This window comes from Streptomyces sp. NBC_01241 (assembly GCF_041435435.1).
Lineage (GTDB): Bacteria > Actinomycetota > Actinomycetes > Streptomycetales > Streptomycetaceae > Streptomyces.
The window spans coordinates 3,881,928-3,903,765 of the sequence record NZ_CP108494.1; the positions used below are offsets into that span (position 1 = coordinate 3,881,928).

21 protein-coding genes and 1 tRNA gene are annotated in these 21,838 nt (G+C 68.8%); 11 read left to right on the forward strand and 11 right to left on the reverse strand.

Annotated features, from left to right (window positions below; translation table 11 throughout):
* Nucleotides 1–119 precede the first annotated feature (119 nt).
* The 4 genes from nhaA (at nt 120) to OG306_RS17170 (ending at nt 3,588) form a co-directional block, all read left to right on the forward strand.
* Nucleotides 120–1,532, forward strand: coding sequence for a Na+/H+ antiporter NhaA (gene nhaA / locus OG306_RS17155; protein WP_266747037.1), 1,413 nt, complete (start codon nt 120–122; stop codon nt 1,530–1,532).
* Nucleotides 1,533–1,579: 47 nt separating this feature from the next.
* A complete protein-coding gene (locus OG306_RS17160) occupies nt 1,580–2,113 on the forward strand; it encodes a phage holin family protein (RefSeq protein WP_266747038.1) in 534 nt (177 codons plus the stop codon).
* The gene (locus tag OG306_RS17165; RefSeq protein WP_371665429.1) at nt 2,110–3,279 is read left to right on the forward strand and encodes an alpha/beta fold hydrolase; all 1,170 of its coding nucleotides are present in this window, start codon (nt 2,110–2,112) and stop codon (nt 3,277–3,279) included. The genes OG306_RS17160 and OG306_RS17165 overlap by 4 nt, the downstream gene beginning before the upstream one ends.
* A 105-nt stretch (nt 3,280–3,384) precedes the next feature.
* Complete coding sequence (locus OG306_RS17170) at nt 3,385–3,588, forward strand: hypothetical protein (protein ID WP_266747039.1); 204 nt, start codon at nt 3,385–3,387, stop codon at nt 3,586–3,588.
* Between the two features lie 197 nt (nt 3,589–3,785).
* On the opposite strand, the gene OG306_RS17175 is transcribed toward OG306_RS17170, so the two are convergent.
* The 3 genes from OG306_RS17175 to nth form a co-directional block, all read right to left on the reverse strand.
* Nucleotides 3,786–4,991: a MarP family serine protease gene (locus OG306_RS17175; protein ID WP_266747040.1), complete on the reverse strand. Its 1,206-nt coding sequence runs from the start codon at nt 4,989–4,991 to the stop codon at nt 3,786–3,788.
* Nucleotides 4,992–5,079: 88 nt separating this feature from the next.
* On the reverse strand, nt 5,080–5,976 hold the full coding sequence (locus OG306_RS17180; RefSeq protein WP_371665430.1) for an NUDIX hydrolase: 897 nt from the start codon (nt 5,974–5,976) through the stop codon (nt 5,080–5,082).
* Between the two features lie 63 nt (nt 5,977–6,039).
* Nucleotides 6,040–6,885 (reverse strand): endonuclease III, encoded by an 846-nt coding sequence (gene nth / locus OG306_RS17185; protein ID WP_371666252.1) that lies wholly within the window; start codon nt 6,883–6,885, stop codon nt 6,040–6,042.
* Nucleotides 6,886–7,231: 346 nt separating this feature from the next.
* On the opposite strand from nth, the gene OG306_RS17190 reads away from it, so the two are divergent.
* Nucleotides 7,232–7,906, forward strand: a complete 675-nt coding sequence (locus OG306_RS17190; RefSeq protein ID WP_123460131.1) for a Crp/Fnr family transcriptional regulator — start codon at nt 7,232–7,234, stop codon at nt 7,904–7,906.
* A 120-nt stretch (nt 7,907–8,026) separates the two neighbouring features.
* Here the strand turns inward: OG306_RS17190 and OG306_RS17195 are convergent, their stop codons facing one another.
* The 4 genes from OG306_RS17195 to OG306_RS17210 all read right to left on the reverse strand — a co-directional run bounded on the left by OG306_RS17195 (nt 8,027) and on the right by OG306_RS17210 (nt 10,687).
* Nucleotides 8,027–8,857: an MBL fold metallo-hydrolase gene (locus OG306_RS17195; RefSeq protein WP_266747042.1), complete on the reverse strand. Its 831-nt coding sequence runs from the start codon at nt 8,855–8,857 to the stop codon at nt 8,027–8,029.
* Nucleotides 8,854–9,789 carry an NUDIX hydrolase gene (locus tag OG306_RS17200; RefSeq protein WP_266906222.1) on the reverse strand — a complete coding sequence of 312 codons (936 nt, stop codon included), beginning with the start codon at nt 9,787–9,789 and terminating at the stop codon, nt 8,854–8,856. The genes OG306_RS17195 and OG306_RS17200 overlap by 4 nt, the downstream gene beginning before the upstream one ends.
* A gap of 269 nt (nt 9,790–10,058) precedes the next feature.
* On the reverse strand, nt 10,059–10,529 hold the full coding sequence (locus OG306_RS17205) for a RidA family protein (protein WP_266747044.1): 471 nt from the start codon (nt 10,527–10,529) through the stop codon (nt 10,059–10,061).
* A complete protein-coding gene (locus OG306_RS17210; protein ID WP_003967454.1) occupies nt 10,529–10,687 on the reverse strand; it encodes a DUF4177 domain-containing protein in 159 nt (52 codons plus the stop codon). Before OG306_RS17210 ends, OG306_RS17205 begins: the two co-directional genes overlap by 1 nt.
* A 71-nt stretch (nt 10,688–10,758) precedes the next feature.
* Here OG306_RS17210 and OG306_RS17215 point away from each other — a divergent pair, with 71 nt between their 5' ends.
* Both OG306_RS17215 and OG306_RS17220 read left to right on the forward strand, forming a co-directional pair.
* Nucleotides 10,759–11,751, forward strand: coding sequence for an ArsA family ATPase (locus OG306_RS17215; RefSeq protein WP_266747045.1), 993 nt, complete (start codon nt 10,759–10,761; stop codon nt 11,749–11,751).
* Nucleotides 11,748–13,247: an ArsA family ATPase gene (locus OG306_RS17220; RefSeq protein WP_371665431.1), complete on the forward strand. Its 1,500-nt coding sequence runs from the start codon at nt 11,748–11,750 to the stop codon at nt 13,245–13,247. Before OG306_RS17215 ends, OG306_RS17220 begins: the two co-directional genes overlap by 4 nt.
* 14 nt (nt 13,248–13,261) lie before the next feature.
* Here the strand turns inward: OG306_RS17220 and OG306_RS17225 are convergent, their stop codons facing one another.
* Nucleotides 13,262–13,612, reverse strand: a complete 351-nt coding sequence (locus OG306_RS17225; protein ID WP_187438703.1) for a WhiB family transcriptional regulator — start codon at nt 13,610–13,612, stop codon at nt 13,262–13,264.
* 386 nt (nt 13,613–13,998) lie between these two features.
* Here OG306_RS17225 and OG306_RS17230 point away from each other — a divergent pair, with 386 nt between their 5' ends.
* Nucleotides 13,999–16,239, forward strand: a complete 2,241-nt coding sequence (locus OG306_RS17230) for a transglycosylase domain-containing protein (RefSeq protein WP_266747047.1) — start codon at nt 13,999–14,001, stop codon at nt 16,237–16,239.
* Between the two features lie 128 nt (nt 16,240–16,367).
* On the opposite strand, the gene OG306_RS17235 is transcribed toward OG306_RS17230, so the two are convergent.
* Nucleotides 16,368–16,832: a GatB/YqeY domain-containing protein gene (locus OG306_RS17235; protein ID WP_266747048.1), complete on the reverse strand. Its 465-nt coding sequence runs from the start codon at nt 16,830–16,832 to the stop codon at nt 16,368–16,370.
* Nucleotides 16,833–16,911: 79 nt separating this feature from the next.
* Here OG306_RS17235 and OG306_RS17240 point away from each other — a divergent pair, with 79 nt between their 5' ends.
* The gene (locus OG306_RS17240) at nt 16,912–17,850 is read left to right on the forward strand and encodes a metallophosphoesterase (RefSeq protein ID WP_266747049.1); all 939 of its coding nucleotides are present in this window, start codon (nt 16,912–16,914) and stop codon (nt 17,848–17,850) included.
* Between the two features lie 101 nt (nt 17,851–17,951).
* A tRNA-Pro gene (locus tag OG306_RS17245) sits at nt 17,952–18,025 on the forward strand.
* Between the two features lie 123 nt (nt 18,026–18,148).
* Here the strand turns inward: OG306_RS17245 and OG306_RS17250 are convergent.
* Nucleotides 18,149–19,108: a hypothetical protein gene (locus OG306_RS17250; RefSeq protein ID WP_371665432.1), complete on the reverse strand. Its 960-nt coding sequence runs from the start codon at nt 19,106–19,108 to the stop codon at nt 18,149–18,151.
* 123 nt (nt 19,109–19,231) lie between these two features.
* On the opposite strand from OG306_RS17250, the gene OG306_RS17255 reads away from it, so the two are divergent.
* Nucleotides 19,232–20,929: a PE-PGRS family protein gene (locus tag OG306_RS17255; protein ID WP_371665433.1), complete on the forward strand. Its 1,698-nt coding sequence runs from the start codon at nt 19,232–19,234 to the stop codon at nt 20,927–20,929.
* Here the strand turns inward: OG306_RS17255 and OG306_RS17260 are convergent.
* A complete protein-coding gene (locus tag OG306_RS17260) occupies nt 20,859–21,701 on the reverse strand; it encodes a PE-PGRS family protein (protein WP_371665434.1) in 843 nt (280 codons plus the stop codon). The genes OG306_RS17255 and OG306_RS17260 overlap by 71 nt on opposite strands.
* Nucleotides 21,702–21,838 lie beyond the last annotated feature (137 nt).

The window sequence follows — 21,838 nt, forward strand, 5'->3', positions numbered from 1 at the left end:
TACAGTGGCAGGCGCATCAACAAAGTAATAAGAAATCTCCACAGGGTGTGCCGGGAAGTCTGGTCGGCAAGTGCATCAGCCATGCCATCGCTGCCGTACCGACCCGGAGGTCCTCAATCGTGGCCGCGCCCACCCCCGCACCCCCTTCTCCCGAGTCCCGTCGTACCTTTCTCGGGCGCCTGTCCCTCCCTGAGCGGAACTACCTCGCGGATGCCCTGCGCACCGAGACCGTCGGCGGCGTCATCCTGCTGGTCGCCGCGGTGGCGGCCCTGGTGTGGGCGAACACTTTTGGTTCCAGTTACGCAGCCGTCAGCGACTTCCACTTCGGTCCCGGTTCGCTGGGCCTCAACCTCTCCGTGGAGCACTGGGCGGCGGACGGGCTGCTCGCGGTCTTCTTCTTCGTCGCGGGCGTCGAACTGAAGCGGGAACTGGTCGCGGGCGAATTGCGCGATCCCAAGGCGGCCGCTCTCCCCGTCGTCGCCGCGCTGTGCGGAATGGCGGTTCCGGCCGTCGTGTACACGCTCGTGGCCGTGACCGGCGGAGGTTCCACGGGCGGCTGGGCCGTCCCGACCGCCACCGACATCGCCTTCGCCCTAGCCGTCCTCGCGGTCATCGGGACGTCCCTGCCGAACGCGCTGCGCGCCTTCCTGCTGACCCTCGCCGTCGTCGACGACCTCTTCGCGATCTTGATCATCGCGGTCTTCTTCACCGAGACGATCAACTTCACGGCGCTCATCGGCGCCTTCGTCGGCCTCGCCGTCTTCTATCTGCTGCTGCGCAAGAACGTGCGCGGCTGGTACATCTACGTACCGCTCGCCCTAATCATCTGGGGCCTGATGTACAACAGCGGCATCCACGCCACCATCGCCGGTGTCGCCATGGGCCTGATGCTCCGCTGCACGCGGCGGGACGGCGAGGCCCACTCCCCCGGCGAGCACATCGAGCACCTGATCCGCCCGCTGTCGGCCGGTGTCGCCGTACCGCTGTTCGCCCTCTTCGCCGCCGGGGTCTCCCTCTCCGGCGGCGCGCTGGCGGGCGTCTTCACCCGGCCCGAGACGCTCGGTGTCGTCCTGGGGCTCGTCGTCGGCAAGGCGATAGGCATCTTCGGCGGTACGTGGCTGGCCACCCGCTTCACCAAGGCTGAGCTGAACAAGGACCTGGCCTGGGCGGATGTCTTCGCGGTCGCCTCGCTCGCCGGGATCGGCTTCACCGTGTCCCTGCTCATCGGCGAGCTGGCCTTCGTCGGCGACGAGGACATGATCAACCAGATCAAGGCCGCCGTGCTGCTCGGCTCCCTGACGGCCGCCGTACTCTCCGGTGTACTGCTCAGACTCCGGGTACGCAGATACCGGGCGCTGCACGAGGAGGAGGAGCGCGACGAGGACGAGGACGGCGTGCCCGACGTCTACGAGCAGGACGACCCGGAGTACCACCTGCGGATGGCCGCGATCTACGAGAAGAAGGCGGCCGAGCACCGACGCCTTGCCCAACTGGCGGGGGCAGCGAGCGTCAAGCCGGACAGTCCGGCATGATCTGACACCAGATGTGTTGAGCAGGAGAGCAGAAGAGGGAGTCAGGGATGAGCGACCCCGGCAGCAATGCGGGCAGCACCGACCGCAGTCTCGGACAGTTGGTCGCCGCGGCGACGGCCGAGATGTCCGCACTGGTGCACGACGAGATCGCCCTGGCCAAGGCCGAAGTGCGGCAGGACGTCAAGCGCGGCGTCACCGGGAGTGCGGCGTTCGTCATCGCGGGCGTGCTGGTTCTGTTCGCGATCCCGGTGCTGAGTTTCGCGGCGGCGTACGGAATCCACAACTTGGGACTCGGCCTCGCGTGGTCGTTCCTGATCGTGGGCGCGGCCTTCATCGTGCTCGGGGTGTTGCTCGCGCTGTTCGCCGTCGCCAAGTTCAAGAAGGTGAAGCCGCCGGAGAAGTCCATCGCCTCGGCCAAGCAGACGGCGGCCGTGCTGCAGGGCGTCAAGCCGCACCCGCGGCCCGCCGTCACGGTGGGGACGAGCCGTCCGGCGGTCGTGGGCAGCACGCTGGCGGACAAGGCTCTGGAGAAGTCTCCGGTCCAGGACAAGGCGACCGCTGTGGCACGCTCGTCCACATGACGGTCCCCGATTCCAGCGCATCCGCCCCAGAAGGCCCGGAAGGCTCAGTTGGCCGGGAAGTCCCACTTGGCCCGGAAGATCAGGTAAGCGAAGTACGTCAGGTGGGTCAGGCAAGCCAGGCAGGCCAGGTGAGCCAGGTAGGCCCGGGCGACCTCAGCGCGCCCCGGTCACACGGTTCGTCCGACCCGGCAGGCGTGGCGGGCCGGGCGGGTGCGGCCGGTCCGTCGGCCCCGTTGGGCGCGGCCGGTGCCGGTGGGCCGGTGCGGATCGACGGGCCGTGGACCCACCGGGACGTGGCGGCCAACGGCGCCCGCTTCCACATCGCCGAGCTCGGCGAGGGGCCGCTGGTGCTGCTGCTGCACGGCTTTCCACAGTTCTGGTGGACCTGGCGCCATCAGCTCACCGCACTCGCCGACGCCGGTTTCCGCGCCGTGGCAATGGACCTCCGCGGCGTCGGCGGCAGCGACCGTACGCCCCGGGGTTACGACCCCGCCAACCTGGCACTCGACATCACCGGCGTCATCCGTTCGCTCGGCGAACCGGACGCAGCGCTGGTCGGCCACGACATGGGCGGCTACCTCGCCTGGACGGCCGCGGTGATGCGGCCGAAGCTGGTGCGCCGCCTCGTTGTCTCCTCGATGCCGCATCCACGCCGCTGGCGCTCGTCGATGCTCGCCGACTTCGCGCAGTCCCGGGCGGGCTCGTACGTCTGGGGTTTCCAGCGCCCGTGGGTGCCGGAGCGTCAGCTCGTCGCGGACGACGCGGCGTTGGTGGGCCAGCTGATCCGCGACTGGTCGGGCCCCCGGACCCCGGAGTTCCCCGACGACGCGGCGATCGACGTCTACCGCCGCGCGATGTGCATTCCGTCGACGGCACACTGCTCGATCGAGCCGCACCGCTGGATGGTCCGCTCCCTGGCCCGTCCGGACGGAATCCAGTTCAACCGGAGGATGAAGCGGCCGGTGCGGGTGCCCACACTGCACCTGCACGGTTCACTCGATCCGGCGATCCGCACGCGGAGCGCGGCGGGGTCCGGCGAGTACGTCGAAGCGCCGTACCGTTGGCGACTTTTCGACGGCCTGGGACACTTCCCGCACGAGGAGGATCCGGCCGGCTTCTCGGCCGAACTCATCAACTGGCTCAAGGATCCTGAGCCCGACCGGTAGCCGTGCGGCACAGTTGTCCGACGAACAGCCAATTGCCTGGCGCATAAGCCAATTGGCTGGCGGATGGGTGGTTACCGACCATGAGGCACGGGCAGACGTCGGGGTATGGGCTGGACGCACGACTTCGGTGACGCAGCACGCAACCGCCGCTCGACCGCCACGGCGGGTCCGAGCACTCATGAGGGGGGCGGCCCCCAGGGCCGAGTGCAAGATATGCATGTTCTGCATGATCCCCGGCTCGGTATCCCGCGCATTCTGCGCCGTCGGGCCCGCTGGGTCTCGGCGCGACTGCGCCATCCACGCGGATGAGATCCGCCCCGGCCGACCGGTGAGCGTTCACCGGCCGGGCGGGACTTCCACCGCTCTTCCCCGGCTGGCACCGGTCTGCCCGCGTGGATCGTCGGCGCACATCCCGTACGCCGTCTGAAGCGACCCCACCGAGCAGGTGGGGTCGCTCGGTGCGACCGTGCGCGCCCGGTGGAGTTGCTCGATCCGCCCGCGCGCGCCTAGAGCGCGCACGCCTGGCTGTCGACCTGCTGGTTGGCGGAGCGGCCGTGCGCGATGTCCTGGCGGATCTCGTCGGCCGTCAGCGCGTACCCGGTATCCGGGTCGTCGCGCGACTTCGCGAAGACGACCCCGTACACCTTGCCGTCGGGGGTCAGCAGCGGTCCGCCCGAGTTGCCCTGACGGACCGTCGCGAAGAGCGAGTACACATCGCGGCGGACGGTGCCCCGGTGGTAAATGTCCGGGCCGTCGGCGTCGATACGGCCCCGGACGCGCGCGGCGCGTACGTCGTACGAACCGTTCTCCGGGAAGCCCGCGACGATGGCGCTGTTCCCGGTCCGGGCGTCGTGATCGGTGTCGGTGAACTTCAGCGGCTTCGCGTCGAGGTCCGGGACGTCGAGGACGGCGATGTCGCGCTGCCAGTCGTAGAGGACGACCTTCGCGTCGTACAGCCGTCCCTGGCCGCCGATCTGGACGGTCGGCTCGTCGACGCCGCCGACGACATGGGCGTTGGTCATCACCCGGCGGTCGGAGAAGACGAAGCCGGTGCCTTCGAGGACCTTGCCGCAGCTCGGGGCCGTACCGACGACCTTGACGATGGACTCCTTGGCGCGGGCCGCGACGGGGCTGCCGACCAGCGCCGGGTCCGGGGCCCTGACCTCGGTGATCGGCTCGTCGGCGAAGGGGCTGAAGACCTGCGGGAAGCCGTTTTGCGCGAGGACCGAGGAGAAGTCCGTGAACCAGGTGGAGGCCTGGGTGGGCATCACGCGGGAAATGCCGAGCAGGACCGAGGAGCTACGGACCTCCTTGCCGAGCGTCGGCAGTGAGGTACCGGCCAGTGCCGAGCCGATCAACCACGCGACCAGCAGCATCGCGACCACGTTGACCAGGGCGCCGCCGGTGGCATCGAGGGCGCGTGCGGGCGACCACGTGATGTACCTGCGGAGCTTGTTTCCCAGGTGGGTAGTAAATGCCTGCCCCACCGAGGCGCAGACGATCACGATGATGACGGCGACGACGGCTGCCGTCGATGAGACCTCGGAACCGTTCGTCAGCTGGTCCCACAGGACCGGCAGCAGATAGACGGCGACGAGACCGCCGCCCAGGAACCCGATCACCGACAGGATGCCGACGACGAACCCCTGGCGATAGCCGATGACCGCGAACCACACGGCGCCGGCCAGCAGCAGGATGTCCAGCACGTTCACCGTCTATAGCCTCGCAGATTCGTCACCGGGCCCGGGCCTTCGGCTGGGTCCGGGCACGGCCGGACAGCACAGCACGGGAGTCAGCCTGTCATGCGCGCCAGTCGAGCGGCACCTGCTTGGCTGTGTCCCACGGGCGCTCCCAGCCCGCGAAGTGCAGGATCCGGTCGATCACTCCGGCCGTGAAACCCCAGACCAGGGCGGATTCGACCAGAAATGCCGGGCCTCGGTGGCCGCTCGGATGGACCGTGGTCGCGCGGTTGGCCGGATCCGTGAGATCCGCCACGGGAACGGTGAAGACCCGGGCGGTCTCACCCGGATCGACGACCCCGACCGGGCTCGGCGACCGCCACCAGCCGAGAACCGGTGTCACGACGAAGCCGCTCACGGGGATGTAGAGCCGGGGCAGCACGGCGAAGAGCTGGACCCCGCGCGGATCGAGGCCGGTCTCCTCCTGCGCTTCCCGCAGAGCGGCCCTGAGCGGCCCTGTGGTCGCCTGGTCGCCGTCCTCCGGGTCCAGGGCGCCACCGGGGAAGGATGGCTGCCCAGCGTGGGAACGCAGGCTTCCGGATCGCTCCATGAGGAGCAGTTCAGGGCCGCGCTCGCCCTCCCCGAACAGTACGAGTACGGCGGACTGCCGCCCGGCGCCGCTCTCGGGTGGCAGAAAGCGGCTGAGCTGGTCCGGCTCGATGGCCTGCGCGGCGCGGGCCACGGGCATGAGCCAGTCGGGCAGGCCTTCGGCCGTGACGGTGATGGCACCGCCGTGCCCGGAGCCTGCCGGGGCAGTGGCCGCTGCTGCGACCGCCGCCGCGGGGCTGACGGACGCGGGGCCCACCGTCGTGCGGTGGACCGGCACGGAATGCACCACCACGGGTGCGGCTGCCGCTTCCACGATCTGCTCGTCCACGATCGGCTCGGCCGCAGCTTGTTCGTTCGTGTTCTGCCCGTGGGTGTTCTCTTGGTGCGTGCTCTGTTCGTGCGTCTTCATAGGCACCCCTCGTCTCACAACGCCTGTCGTCACGCATTTCGTTCCGGAGCGAACGCCCGTGCGTCAATCGGCTCCGAGGGCCGTCGCGGGCTTGCCCGGGAAGCCCGGCGGCGGACTCAGCCGCTGACCGGGCTGACCGCCCATCTCGTACTTCAGCAGCTTTCTGGCTTTCTCCGGGTCCGTCTCGCCCTCCCCGTAGGCGGGGCAGAGCGGGGCGATCGGGCAGGCCCCGCAGGCGGGCTTGCGGGCATGGCAGATGCGGCGGCCGTGGAAGATCACACGGTGGGAGAGCATCGTCCACTCGCTCTTGGGGAAGATCGCGCCGATCTCGGCCTCGATCTTCTCCGGGCTCCCCTGTTCCGTCCACTTCCAGCGGCGGACCAGGCGCGCGAAATGGGTGTCGACGGTGATGCCTGGGACGCCGAAGGCATTCCCGAGCACGACGTTGGCGGTCTTGCGGCCGACCCCCGGCAACGTGACGAGATCAGTGAGACGGCCCGGTACCTCACCACCGAAATTGTCCCTGATCGCCATGGAGAGGCCTATCAGCGACTTCGTCTTGGCCCGGAAGAAGCCGGTCGGCCGGATGAGCTCTTCCAGTTCCTCCGGAACGGCCGCCGCCATGTCCTCGGGGGTGGGATAGGCGGCGAAGAGCGCGGGAGTGGTCTGATTGACTCTCAGGTCGGTGGTCTGGGCGGAGAGGACCGTGGCGACGAGAAGCTCGAAGGGGTTCCTGAAGTCCAGCTCGGGGTGGGCGTACGGGTACAGCTCGGCGAGCTCACGGTTGATCCTGCGGGCGCGGCGGACCATCGCCAGATGCGATTCCGGTTTCGGTTTCGCACCGGCTTTCACTCCGGGCTTCGCGGACTCAGCCGACTTGGCGGGCTTCACGGACGCCGCGGGCTTCACCGGCTTCACGGACTTCGCTCCGCCCTTCGGAGCCTGCCCGGCCAGAGGGCGTTTTGTCGCTTTTTTCGGGCGACTCGCGCCCTGTTCGCCCACAGCGGAATCACGGCCTTCCGGCACCCCATCAGCCCCCTTGGCCTGCACTCTCACCGGCGATTTGGACACCCGGCCAGCCTAGAGCCACACACTGACATCTGCCCCGGTCACCGCGCATCCGCCCCCGATCGGCCCCCTGCCGCACGGTTCGGCACGCCCGTGCGTCAAACTGGTTTGTGATTGATCGCACTGTTTTACCGTCCGGCATGATGGGGACCACGGTTCCCTGAACAGGCCGACAAGGAGAGAACTCGTGGACGACGTTCTGCGGCGCGCCCCGCTTTTCGCGGCGCTCGATGATGAGCAGGCCGCGGAGCTCCGCGCCTCGATGAGTGAGGTGACCCTCGCACGCGGCGACGCGCTCTTCCACGAGGGCGACCCGGGCGACCGCCTCTATGTGGTCACCGAGGGCAAGGTGAAGCTCCACCGCACCTCGCCGGACGGGCGCGAGAACATGCTGGCGGTCCTCGGCCCCGGCGAGCTGATCGGTGAGCTGTCGCTCTTCGACCCGGGCCCGCGCACCGCGACCGCGACCGCGCTGACCGAGGTCAAGCTCCTCGGTCTCGGTCACGGCGACCTCCAGCCCTGGCTGAACGTCCGCCCCGAGGTGGCCACGGCCCTGCTGCGAGCCGTCGCACGCCGGCTGCGCAAGACCAACGACCAGATGTCCGACCTGGTCTTCTCGGACGTACCGGGCCGTGTCGCCCGCGCCCTCCTCGACCTGTCGCGCCGCTTCGGCGTCCAGTCGGAGGAAGGTATCCATGTCGTCCACGACCTGACTCAGGAAGAGCTGGCCCAGCTGGTCGGCGCCTCCCGCGAGACGGTCAACAAGGCGCTCGCCGACTTCGCCGGACGCGGCTGGCTGCGCCTGGAGGCGCGCGCCGTGATCCTGCTGGACGTGGAGCGCCTGGCGAAGCGGTCCCGCTAGCCGGCCGAGATCTGCCGACGGGACGGGGCGCCGGACCGGACGCCGTCTTCGTACGCAAGTACACAAGGCCCTGCTACGCGGTCCCGCCGCGCGGCAGGGCCTTGCGCGTATTCGTCCTGCCTAGATCAGGCCGTGCTCGCCCAGATACTCCAGCTGCGCCAGCACCGAGAGTTCCGCCGCGGGCCACAGGGACCGGTCCACATCCGCGTACACCCGCGCCACCACCTCCGACGCCGTCCGGTACCCCGCCTCGACCGCCGTCTCCACCTGGGCCAGCCGGTGCGCGCGGTGCGCGAGGTAGAACTCGACCGCGCCCTGCGCGTCATCCAGCACCGGGCCGTGTCCCGGCAGCACCGTGTGCACGCCGTCGTCGACGGACAGCGAGCGCAGCCTGCGCAGCGAGTCCAGGTAATCGCCGAGCCGCCCGTCCGGATGCGCGACGACCGTCGTGCCGCGTCCGAGGATCGTGTCCCCCGTCAGCACCGCCCGGTCGGCCGGCAGGTGGAAGGAGAGCGAGTCCGCGGTGTGCCCCGGGGTCGGCACGACACGCAGCTCCAGACCCCCGGTGGTGATCACGTCGCCCGCGGTCAGCCCCTCGTCGCCGAGCCGCAGCGCGGGGTCCAGGGCCCGCACCTTCGTACGGGTCAGCTCCCCGAAGCGTGCCGCGCCCTCCGCGTGGTCGGGGTGCCCGTGGGTGAGCAGGGTGAGCGCGATCCGGCGGCCCGCCCGCTCGGCGGTGTCGATGACGGCCCGCAGATGTATGTCGTCCAGCGGCCCCGGATCGATGACGACCGCGAGGTCGGAGTCGGGCTCGGCGATGATCCAGGTGTTGGTGCCGTCCAGCGTCATCGGCGAGGCGTTGGGGGCCAGGACGTTGACGGTACGGGTGGTGGCGGGCCCGGACAGAACTCCGCCGCGTGGCTGTCCGGGCAGCGCGTGCGCGTCGCTCATCCCGCTTCACCTCCCGCACCACCCGCACCACCCGCACCACCCGCACCACCCGCACCAGCAGGGCCGCTCGGGATGTGCTTGGTGAACTCGTCGTGCCCCGGCCAGCTCAGCACCAACTCGTCACCCTCCAGCCGCGCCTGTGCGAGTACGGGGGTGAGGTCCTGGGAATCCGCCGCCTTCAGGGCCTCGGCGGCTGTCCCGTACGGCCTGAGCGCTCGTAGCGTCGACACGGTCGGCGGCATCATCAGCAACTCGCCCCGGTCGTAGCCGTCGGCCGCCTCGCCGGGCCCGATCCACACCGTACGGTCGGCCTCCGTGGAGGCGTTGCGGGTGCGCTGGCCCTCGGGGAGCGCGGCGACGAAGAACCACGTGTCGTAGCGGCGCGGCTCGAACTCGGGGGTGATCCAGCGCGCCCAGGCGCCCAACAGATCGGAGCGCAGCACCAGACCTCGCCGGTCCAGGAACTCCGCGAAGGACAGCTCGCGCCCGACCAGTGCCTCGCGATCGGCCTCCCAGTCGGCGCCGGTGGTGTCGCTGACGACCGTGTCGGCGGTCGGGCCGGCGAGGAGAACGCCCGCCTCCTCGTACGTCTCACGGACCGCCGCGCAGACGATGGCCTGGGCCTCGGCCGGTGTATCGACGCCGAGCCGTGCGGCCCAGCTCTCCAGCGCGGGTCCGGCCCAGCCGACGAGCCGGTCGTCGTCACGCGGGTCGACTCCGCCACCCGGATAGGCGTACGCGCCGCCGGCAAAGGCCATAGAGGCGCGGCGGCGCAGCATGTGGACCGCGGGGCCGCCCTCGGTGCCCGTGGCAGGGTCCCGGAGCAGCATCACGGTGGCGGCCCGCCTCGGGGTCGCGGCCGTCAGCTCGCCCGCGGCGAGTGCCCGGATCCGGTCGGGCCATTCCGGTGGGTACCACTGACCATTGGACATGGCCGGAGGCTATCCGGAAACCGCGCCGATGTTCGAGAGGCATGTTGATCCGTGCATGCCCCGTACACACGTGATCCCGTCCGGTCGCCACGACCGGACGGGATCAGAGAATCGGGTGGCGGACGGCAAGCACACTCAACGGCAGCGCCCTGCCGGACCGGCAGGGCGGTGCGGCTCGAGCCCCACCGCGGCGACCGTGCGGCTCAAGCCCCACCGCCCCGGCGGGCCAACACCTCAAGCCCCACCGCCTCCAGCAGACGACCTGCTGCTCAGGCGTCGACCAGCTCGACCTGGACCTCGACCTCCACCGGCGCGTCAAGCGGCAGCACCGCGACGCCCACCGCGCTGCGCGCGTGCACGCCCTTGTCGCCGAGGACCGCGCCCAGCAGCTCGCTGGCGCCGTTGATCACGGCGGGCTGCCCGGTGAAGTCGGATGCCGAGGCGACGAAGCCCACGACCTTCACGACCCGTGCGATCCGGTCCAGATCGCCCGCGACGGACTTCACCGCGGCCAGCGCGTTGAGCGCGCAGATCTTCGCCAGTTCCTTGGCCTCCTCGGCCGTGACCTCCCCACCGACCTTGCCGGTGACCGCGAGCTTGCCATCCACCATCGGCAGCTGGCCGGAGGTGTACACGTAAGCCCCCGACCGCACGGCCGGCTGGTACGAGGCCAGCGGCGGTACGACGTCCGGCAGCGTCAGCCCGAGCTCGGCGAGCTTCGCCTCGACGGCGCCCGCCACTACGCCTTCTCCCGCTTCAGGTAGGCCACGAGCTGCTCGGGGTTGTTCGGGCCGGGAACGACCTGGACCAGCTCCCAGCCGTCCTCGCCCCAGGTGTCCAGAATCTGCTTGGTCGCGTGCACGAGAAGGGGCACGGTCGCGTATTCCCACTTGGTCATGGCCCGACTGTAATACCTGGCACGCACAGCCTCGTGCGTAGCCCGCGGCCCGACTGGTTAGGCTCGAATACGTGAGCAGGTTCCAGGTCGTCAGCGGCAAGGGTGGTACCGGTAAGACCACGGTCGCCGCCGCCCTCGCGCTCGCCCTCGCGACCGAGGGCAGGCGCACCCTCCTCGTGGAGGTCGAGGGCAGGCAGGGCATCGCCCAGCTCTTCGAGACGGAGTCCCTTCCGTACGAGGAGCGCAAGATCGCCGTCGCACCGGGCGGCGGCGAGGTGTACGCCCTCGCGATCGACGCCGAACGCGCCCTTCTCGACTACCTCCAGATGTTCTACAAGCTCGGCAGCGCGGGCCGCGCCCTCAAGAAGCTCGGCGCGATCGACTTCGCCACCACGATCGCGCCCGGTGTACGGGACGTGCTGCTGACCGGCAAGGCCTGCGAAGCCGTACGCCGCAAGGACAAGCAGAACCGGTACGTCTACGACTACGTGATCATGGATGCCCCGCCCACCGGACGCATCACCCGCTTCCTCAATGTGAATGACGAGGTGGCGGGGCTGGCCCGGATCGGCCCGATACACAATCAGGCGCAGGCCGTGATGCGGGTGCTGAAGTCCCCCGAGACCGCGGTCCATCTGGTGACGCTCCTGGAGGAGATGCCGGTCCAGGAGACCGCGGACGGCATCGCGGAGCTGCAGGCGGCCGAACTGCCGGTCGGCCGGGTCATCGTGAACATGGTGCGCCCGCATCTGCTGGACGAGGACGCGCTGCGCACCGCCGCCGGCGGCCGCCGCAAGGAGATCGCCAAGGCGCTGACCCGGGCGGGCGTGACCGGCTCCGCGGGGCTCGTGCGTCCCCTGGTTGAGCAGGCCGCCGAGCATGCCCAGCGGGTCGAGCTGGAGCGCGAACAGCGTGCGGTGCTCGCGGACCTGGAGCTGCCGGGGTACGAACTCCCGCTGCTCGGAGAGGGCATGGACTCGGCCGGGCTGTACGACCTGGCGACCGAACTACGCAAGCAGGGCGTGGGCAACGGGGAGGGACAGGGACAAGGGGTGGGCACATGAGACGGGATGCGGACACGGCCGAAGCCACCGCCACGGACACGCACGAGGCCGCGACCGCAGCCACGGACACGGCCACCGCAGCCGACCCCGCACCCGTACCCGCACCCGCACCCGCACCCGCGCTGGACACCGACGCGCTGCTCGACGACCCCGGTATCCGGATCGTCGTGTGCTGCGGTTCGGGCGGAGTCGGCAAGACCACGACCGCCGCGGCGCTGGGCGTACGGGCGGCCGAGCGCGGTCGTAAGGTCGTCGTCCTGACCATCGACCCGGCCCGCAGGCTCGCCCAGTCCATGGGTATCGACTCGCTGGACAACATCCCGCGCCAGGTGCCGGGCATCACGGGCGACGGCGCCGGGGAACTGCACGCGATGATGCTCGACATGAAGCGGACCTTCGACGAGATCGTCGAAGCACACGCGGACGGCGAGCGGGCCCGCGCGATCCTGGAGAACCCCTTCTACCAGTCCCTGTCGGCCGGTTTCGCGGGCACGCAGGAGTACATGGCGATGGAGAAGCTCGGCCAGCTGCGCGCGCGCAACGAGTGGGACCTGATCATCGTGGACACCCCGCCTTCGCGTTCCGCACTGGACTTCTTGGACGCGCCGAAGCGGCTCGGTTCGTTCCTGGACGGGAAGTTCATCAAACTGCTGATGGCCCCGGCGAAGATGGGCGGCCGGGCGGGGATGAAGTTCCTCAACGTGGGCATGTCGATGATGACCGGCACCCTCGGCAAGCTGCTCGGCGGTCAATTCCTGCGCGACGTACAGACTTTCGTGGCGGCGATGGACACCATGTTCGGCGGCTTCCGTACCCGGGCCGATGCCACGTACAAACTTCTGCAGGCACCCGGTACGGCGTTCCTCGTCGTCGCGACACCGGAGTGGGACGCGCTGCGCGAAGCTGCGTACTTCGTGGAACGGCTGGCCGCGGAGGAGATGCCGCTGGCCGGTCTGGTGCTCAACCGCGTCCATGACAGCGGCGCCGCCCGGCTCTCCGCCGAGCGCGCCCTGGCAGCCGCAGAAAATCTTGACGGGGTCGGCATTGTGGATCAGCTGTCAGGGAAAGCTGGACTTGGTGACCCGGCCGAGTGGTCGGTCGCGCCTCCCAAAACCGATGGCACCCCGAATACCGCCCCCGCAGCCCTTCCTGATCATTCCGAGCACGAGGCCGAGCACAAGGACACCGAAGACCGCGAACCAGACCCGGATACAGACCCGGGCACAGACCAGGGATCAGACCCAGCAGAAGACCCGGTAGAAGATCCCGAGGCCGCTTCCGTCGAGCAGTTGACCGCAGGCCTGTTGCGACTGCATGCGGAACGAATGCAGGTAGTCGCGCGCGAACAGCGCACACGCGACCGCTTCACCGCGCTGCATCCCGAAGTAGCCGTGACCGAAGTGGCCGCGCTACCCGGTGACGTACATGACCTCGCGGGGCTCCGGGCCATCGGGGACCGGCTCGCGACCGGTTCCGCACCGGCCGGAGCTGCGTAGCCGCCCTTTCGCCGCTATCCCACCGCGGCATACCTCTCGTGCAGTTCGTCGTCGTCCAGCCCGATCGCCACGGGCAGGATGCCCGCGGACTGCTCGTACTCGCTGCGCGCGGTCTCCAGCAGCCGGCGCCACGACGTGACGGTGGGCCGCCTGCGCAGCAGTGCGCGGCGCTCCCGCTCCGTCATTCCGCCCCACACGCCGAATTCGACGCGATTGTCCAGCGCATCGGCCAGGCACTCGGTCCGCACCGGACACCCGGTGCACACCGCCTTGGCCCTGTTCTGCGCTGCCCCTTGTACGAACAGTTCATCCGGATCGGTAGTGCGGCAGGCTGCCTGCGCACTCCAGTCGGTTACCCAGCCCATCACGGCGCCGTCCTCTCCCGAATCGAGGCTCCCCCACGGCGGTAGCGGCATATTCACCGCTGCCAGTTGAGGACGTTACGGAAGGCGGCGACAGCACAACACCCCCTTCGGGCCCAATCTTGGATGGCCCGAACGGACTATGCGTATGCGGCAGATCACCCAGGGGAGTGAGGTGAGGACATACGGGAGTATCCCCACGGAATCGGGACAGTTCTCCCGGATCACAACGGGCGTTCACTGACACAGGAGGCGAATTCGGGACCGCCTGAACTCATGGCCGGATTGTGCGCGGGGGTTGATACAAAACGGGACTGCTGTGACAGTTGAGAGCAGCTTAGGCCAAGGCATATACGTGTGTCCGGCGAATGAGAACGTAGGCTGCCCCCATGCCAAAGAAGCGCTCGGGCGGGGGTCTCACGACGACCCAGCAGGCCGCCAAGTTCCTCGGTGTCGCCGCACTTTCCGGAGTTGTGCTGGCGGGCATCGCACTGCCGGCCGCCGGAGCACTGGGTCTTGCCACCAAGGGAACGGTCGAGGGGTTCGACGAGATCCCGGCCAATCTCCAGACTCCACCGCTGAGCCAGCGCACCACGATCCTGGACAGCAAAGGCGGAATGATCGCCTCGGTGTATTCGCGCGACCGCACGGTGGTCGAGCTGAAGGACATCTCGCCGTACATGCAGAAGGCGATCGTCGCGATCGAGGACGCCCGCTTCTACAAGCACGGGGCCGTCGACCTCAAGGGCATCCTGCGCGCGCTGAACCGCAATGTGCAGTCGGGCGGAACCGCGCAGGGTGCGTCGACACTCACGCAGCAGTACGTGAAGAACGTCTTCGTCGAGGAGGCCGGTGACGACCCGGACAAGGTCGCCCAGGCCACCCAGCAGACCCTGGGCCGCAAGATCCAGGAGCTGAAGTACGCGATCCAGGTCGAGGAGAAGCTCGGCAAGACGCGGATCCTGACGAACTACCTGAACATCACGTTCTTCGGGCAGCAGGCGTACGGCGTCGAGGCCGCCTCCCAGCGCTACTTCTCCAAGTCGGCGAAGGACCTGACGCTGGAGGACGCCGCGATGCTGGCCGGCATCGTGCAGTCGCCGAGCCGCTACGACCCGGTCAACGACCCGGCGGAGGCGACCAAGCGCCGCAACACCGTGCTCCAGCGGATGGCCGACGTCGGCGACGTCACACAGGCCGAGGCCGACAAGGCGAAGGCGACCCCGATCAAGCTGAAGGTGAAGAAGCCGAAGAACGGCTGCATCACCGCCGTCAGCGGCGCGGGCTTCTTCTGTGACTACGTACGCAACGTCTTCCTCACCGATCCGGCCTTCGGCAAGACCAAGGAGGACCGGGCCAAGATCTGGAACCGGGGCGGTCTGACGATACGGACGACGCTCGACCCGCAGTCCCAGCAGTCGGTGCAGGCCTCGATCAAGAGCCATGTCTACAAGTCGGACAAGGTCGCGACGGCCGTGACGCTGGTCCAGCCGGGCACCGGCAAGATCATGGGCATGGGCCAGTCCAAGCCGTACGGCTTCGGGCCCAACGAGACCCAGTACAACTACTCGGTCAACAAGGACATGGGCGGCTCGAACTTCGGCTTCCCGACCGGTTCCACGTTCAAGCCGTTCGTGGCAGCCGCCGCCATAGCGCAGGGGAAGCCCGCCACCCAGGTCTACTCGTCACCGTACGAGATGCCCTATCCGTCGATGCAGACCTGCGACAAGCCGTACGTGAACCTGGACGGCGCGCGGGTGCCGAACGAGGACAAGTCGGAGCACGGTCCTTACGCGCTGAAGGAGGCGATGGCCAAGTCGGTCAACACCTACTTCATCCAGATGGTGCAGGACATCGGCCTCTGCCCCGTGACACAGATGACCGACAAGCTCGGCGTGGTCCAGGGCAACGGTGAAAAGCTCCCCCAGTCCCCCGCCATCGCACTCGGCTCGAAGGGGCTCTCTCCGCTGACGATGGCCAGTGCGTACGCCGCTTTCGCCAACCGCGGCACGTACTGCACGCCGGTCGCCATCGAGTCGGTCAGGACCGCGGACGGCACCTCGCTCCCCGTGCCGAAGACCAGCTGCTCGCAGGCGATGACGGAGACGACGGCCGACACCATCAACACCCTGCTGCGCGGCGTGGTCGACTCCGGTACCGGTCAGCAGGCGGGCCTCACCAGCCGCGACAACGCGGGCAAGACCGGTACGACCGACTTCCGCAAGAACGCCTGGTTCGTCGGCTACACCCCGAACATGTCCGGCGCGGTCTGGGTCGGCAGTCCGACCCAGACAGTCGAAATGGTGAACATCACCATCGGCGGCGTCTACCAGGCCAAGGTGTACGGCGGACAGGTCCCCGGACCGATCTGGCGGGACGCGATGACGGGCGCCCTCAATGGAGTGGCCGCCCCCTCCTTCAATACCGTCGACATCCCCGATCCGCAGAAGGACAGGGACGACGAGGGGGACAGGGGCAGGCCGGGCGCCGGCGGCGCCAAACCCGGCAAGCCCGGCAAGAAGCCCGGCGACAAGAACCCGTTCCCCGGCATCAGCATCCCGCCGAACATGATCGGCGGGAACACGGGCGGCCACCGCGGCCAGACCAACGGCGGCACGCAGGGCCCCTGACCCGTACGGCTCACGCACATGAAGGTGGGGCGCCCGGACCGAGATCCTTCCCGGTCCGGGCGCCCCACCTTCGTACGTCCTCTTCCGTATGCCGTTTTCCGTACGTCCTCGTTGTACGCAGCCCGGTCTCAGCCCGCCAGGAGCTTCTTCACCGCGGCGGCCACCCGGCCGCCATCCGCGCGCCCCGCGACCTTCGGGTTCACGATCTTCATGACGGCGCCCATCGCCCGCGGCCCCTCGGCCCCCGCGGCCTTGGCCTCCTCGACGGCGGACGTCACGATCGCGCCCAGCTCGTCGTCGCTCAGCTGCTTCGGCAGGTACGCGTCGAGGATCTCGCCCTCCGCCTTCTCACGCTCGGCCTGCTCGGTCCGGCCGCCCTGGGCGAAGGCCTCGGCCGCCTCGCGGCGCTTCTTCGCCTCCTTGGCGATCACCTTCTGCACCTCGTCGTCGGAGAGCTCGCGCGCCGTCTTGCCGCTGACCTCCTCCTTCGTGATGGCGGTGAGGGTCAGTCGGAGCGTGGACGAGGTCAGCTCGTCACGCGCCTTCATGGCCGTGGTGAGGTCTTCCTTGAGCTTGGACTTGAGCGTGGTCATGTGCTGATTGTGGCAGGTACGAGGCGCCCGTCGCCCTCCGGTTTTCTTCCCGCCGCACGGTGTCTGCGACGATGGGCACATGCGCGCACGCTACGGAGTACCCCTGAAAGTCACGGCAGTCGGCGCAGCGGTCGGCGCAGCCGGCCTCGCCTACGCCGCCGGATTCGAGGCCCGCTCGTTCCGCCTGCGGCGGGTGGCCATCCCCGTACTCCCGCACGGGGCTCGCCCGTTGCGCGTACTCCAGGTCTCCGACATCCACATGGTGAGCGGCCAGCGCAAGAAGCGCGCCTGGCTGCAGTCACTGGCCGGCCTTCGTCCGGACTTCGTCGTGAACACCGGCGACAACCTCTCCGACCCCGAGGCCGTACCCGAGCTGCTCGACGCACTCGGTCCGCTGATGGCGTTCCCGGGCGTGTACGTCTTCGGCTCGAACGACTACTACGGTCCCAAGCTCCGCAACCCCGCCCGCTACCTCTTCGAAAAGGTCCAGGGCACGCACGGCCTCAACGGGAACGCCCCCGCGGTCGGCGTCGTCCACAACCCCTGGGAGCCGATGCGAGACGCCTTCGACGAGGCGGGCTGGCTGGGCCTGTCCAACACCCGCGGCAGCCTCAAGATCGACGGCCTGGAGATCGCGTTCACCGGCCTGGACGACCCGCACATCAAGCGCGACCGCTACGCGGAGGTGTCGGGCGGCCCCGAGACGGGCGCCGACCTCTCCATCGGCGTGGTCCACGCCCCCTACCTGCGCTCCCTCGACGCCTTCACGATGGACGGCTACCCCCTGATCCTGGCCGGTCACACCCATGGCGGCCAGCTCTGCATCCCCTTCTACGGGGCCCTGGTCACCAACTGCGACCTGGACACGGACCGGGTCAAGGGCCTCTCCACCCACTCGGTCGACGATCACCGCGCCTACCTCCACGTCTCCGCAGGCTGCGGCACCAACCGCTACACCCCGGTCCGCTTCGCCTGCCCGCCCGAGGCGACCCTGCTGACTCTGACACCCCGGGACTGAGCGCCCACGGCCCCCTCGCCCTCAGCTGCACATAAACCGGATTTCGTCTGCGGGCGCGGGTGGGCTAAAGTAATCGATGTCGCCGGGACACCGGTGACGATCGGGGTGTAGCGCAGCTTGGCAGCGCGCTTCGTTCGGGACGAAGAGGTCGTGGGTTCAAATCCCGCCACCCCGACAGCTGAAATACCAGGTCAGGGGCCTGATTCACTTAGTGGATCAGGCCCCTGAGTGGTTTCCAGGGCTCTTTTGGGAGCCGTTTGGGAGCCGACTTCGGGATCGGCTCCCCGCAGGGAGCCGATCAGGAAGTGGCGGCCGTACGCCTGCTCCGGTCGTCGAGGACGATGACGGCGGGGCCGTTCTCCTTCTCCGACTCGTGTGTCACCTGGTCCACCGCGAGGGCGGTCCTGCGGTAGACGGCCGCGGCCAGGGCCCAGGTCGCCGGGTCCTGGTCCTTCCCGGACGCGGCGCTCGTCTCGTGGTCACGAATCACCTGCCACATGGTGGTGAGCAGGGCGAGCAGGGACCTGCCCGACAGTGATGTCTGGATGCGCCCGTCGTCTACGTCGTCGACCTGCTCCGGAAGGCGGAAGTGGGGGCGGCCGCTGGTCTGCTCGGCAATGAAGTCCCACGTCTCGCGATGGCAGACCAGCTGTGCGGAGGCGATGGACGCCGCGGACAGCAGTCGCCCCAGGTGAGCCCTGTCGTCCTCTTGGCCTGCCGCAGAAATATCTTCGCGGGGACTCTTGGCGGGAGACTCGAGTGGCGCGGCGATCTCCCCTGCGGCGCGGGCTTGGCCGTGAGCGGTGCGGACTTCTTCAAGCGGATCCACCTGGGCTTCGTTCCCCTCGACAGGTTCGATGGCTTTGGATGGTGCCGCCGACGCTTCCGCCCCGTGCGGGTCTTCGATGGCAGCCGGCTGCTCCACCGGATCGGCGACGACGACTGGCGCCGGGAGATCCGGCGCCCGCGCCTCAGGGGGCGCCTTGGTGTTCTGCTCCATGCGCTGGCTCAGGGCCTCCAGGCTGCTTCGGGTGTCGGCCAAATCGGTGATCATCCGCTCCTGGCGCCGACGAAGCTCGCGGTTCTCCTCACGCAGCCCGAGCGTCCCCTGTGCCACAGACTCCAGGACCTTCTGGCGGCTCTGGTCCAGGGTCACGTACAGCGCACTCAATCCCGTGGCCGGATCCTCAAGTGCTGTGCGTATCACTTCGAGTTGACTGAGCGCCTTGTCCGTCTTCTCGGCCGATCTCCACGCCATGCAACTCTCCCTCTACCGACAGTGACGACCGCAGATGTCTCCCCGACTCAGGGTCGGACAATGCGATGATTTCCAGCCGAATCACTATTCCGCTTGTGCACGGATCGGCAGACCGGTACGACCATGACCATGCACCGTTGGTCGCGTCTCAACGATCGCCAGCTGACCCTGCTCACCCGCATCGGAGACGGGTCCGACCCCGTCACGGCGGACAGCCCCGAGCTCGCCGTCACCGCCCGCGCTCTCAAAGGCCGTGGTCTGATCACCATGCCGAGGCACGGTGGGAAGTGGCGGGCGGAGATCACTGATGCGGGGCGCTTCTATCTGAAGCATGGTCATCACCCGGACCGGCCGGAGCGGGCTCCGCAGAAGCAGCGGTCGGCGCCGGCCCAGCCCAAGTCACAGACTCCCCTTCCCCCTCGGCAACAGGCCGCGCCGCCAGACGAGAAGAAGCCAGCCCCGCAGCCGCCCGTGAAGCCGCCACGGCAGTCACCGGCGAAAGTCGGCACGACCTTGATCGCAGAGGTGCAGAAGGCTGGGCGCTTCCTCCGTGTCCCGGACCCGAGCGACGAGGAGCGGGCCCGCTACCGGAGAGCATTCGACGCGGCGCGGCAGTGTGCTCCTGAGGGATACCACCTCAAGTACAGCGGGCGGGCAAAGGGAGACTTCTTCCTCGGCCTGCTCAGGGTGACCGGCGAGGACGACACCGAGTGGAACCGAATCCGCCTGGCACGCAGCCGTGTGATCACTGACGTTGACGACGTGATCGCTGCGGTGACCGCGGACCACAGCGCCTTTGAGGTTTCGGAGGAGGTCCTTCCCCGGGTGCTCTCACTGCTCCGGCTCCTCGCCGAGCAGGCCCTCGTCCTCCATGGCGAGATCGCGGTGTCCAAGAAGCGCAGGCAGCCGAGACCCCTGCTCACCATCCACGGCAGAACGTACGAGATCAGCTTCCGCGAGCGGGAGAAGCAGGTTCGATACGTGCCCAAGCAGCCGGGCCGGCGTACCTACGACTGGCAGCGGGTCACTCCGGCGCACCGGTTCGAGCCGTCCGGCGAGCTGGAGCTGCATTTCAGCCAGCACTCGGGCTACAGCTACGCCTCCGGCTGGAAGAAGGACTGGGCCGACACCTCCAAGAAGCCGCTGGAGGACCAGATCGGTTCGGTTTTCCGAGCGCTCAAGGCGCGTGCTGAAGAGCAGGAGCGGGCTCGGCTGGAGCGGGAGGCTGAGCAGCGACGGCTGCGGGAAGAGCGGGAAGCGGAACAGCAGCGACTGCGCAAGGAGCGGGAGCGGCAGGAGGAAGAGCGCCGTCGTCGGGAAGCGGAGGAGAAGGAACGTAAGCAGCGGGAGTGGGAGGCGGCTGTCAGCGTCGCGTCCATCAAGGCAGTGGACGCGGTGCGTGCCGAGCACTTCGGCACGGCCTTGGAACAGTGGCGGGCCGCAGGGGAGATCAGGGACTTCTGCGCAGCTCTGGACGAAGCCGCCGCCACGTCCGACGACGTCCTCGATACCGAAAGGCTGCGGGAGTGGTCGGCGTGGGGGAAGGCCGAGGCCGACCGGCACGACCCCACCGTGAGCGGCAGGGGACTGGCCGGCCGCAGCTTCCACGCGAAGCCGACGGGAGACCAGCTGCGGCCGTTTCTCGACGGCTGGCACCCACAGCGGCCGGAGAAGGAGAAGCTGCCGAAGAAGGAGAAGTCTCAGGCGGAAGTCGCGCCACCCAAGCCGGAGCCAGACCGGCAGCGCGACTTCAGCGACGAACGTCTGGACCAAGGCTGGAGATATGGACGCCAAGGTCGCGCTCAATGGTGGAGGCGATGACGCCATGCCCGCGGTCGCGTAGGGCTGTCACCGCGCGCTCGACCAATTGCCCGAGCCGGATGACCTCGGCGCGCAGGGCGACCAGTTCGTCGTAGCGCTCGGACTTGTCCTCGCCGCACCACGCCCGCACGGCCCTCAGGATGGCCGCTTCCGCGTCCAGCTTGCGGTCGTCCCGGCGGCTGTAGGAGTACCAGGAGGACTGGGCACGTTCCTGCTCCAGGCTCTGCTGCTTGCGGTCCACCTCCGGCAGGATCGTGTCGGCGAGGCGGTCGGCAACATGACGGGCGAGGCGTTCTGTGACCGGCCAACCGGCCAGGCACAGGCCGTCGCGGTTCTCGTAGACCATAGGGTCGTCCCGCAGTTCCGCGGCGTCCCTGCCGACGAGCGGTGCGGTCTCATCCAACCGGCCCATGTCCAGAATCCCGGCGTCCGGGACGCCTCGTCGTAGGCGCAGTTTGCTCTTCGGTCGGACGAACCCGAGGATCAGCCGCGCGGCCTCGAAGTCTGTGCTGCCTCTCACGTGTCGCGATGCCTCGGCCAATGCCAGTTCCGCCTTGTCGTCCGCGCGGAACGTTTCGACCTTCGCCCACGGCGCAACGAGGGAAGTGGGATTGGCCCATTCCTGCAGGCCGGCGGCGTCGCCTTCGAGGAACCGCACGTGGACCCAGCCAGTCCTGCCGGGGCCGCCCACACGAACGATCTCTACCTGGCGAACCGCGCTGCCCAGTTCCTTCGGTCTCGCGCGGTATGCCCAGTGCTCGCCAATCTCCATGTGCCTATTGAGCCAGGTCTGTTGATGCCGGCGCCCGTCGATTTGCCAAAACCACCAGAAGGAACCGAGCGCCCCAGAGTCCCGCCGACGTGATCAGGCCCGGTGGGTAGGCCCAGCGCGCTTCGAGCGACGAGGAA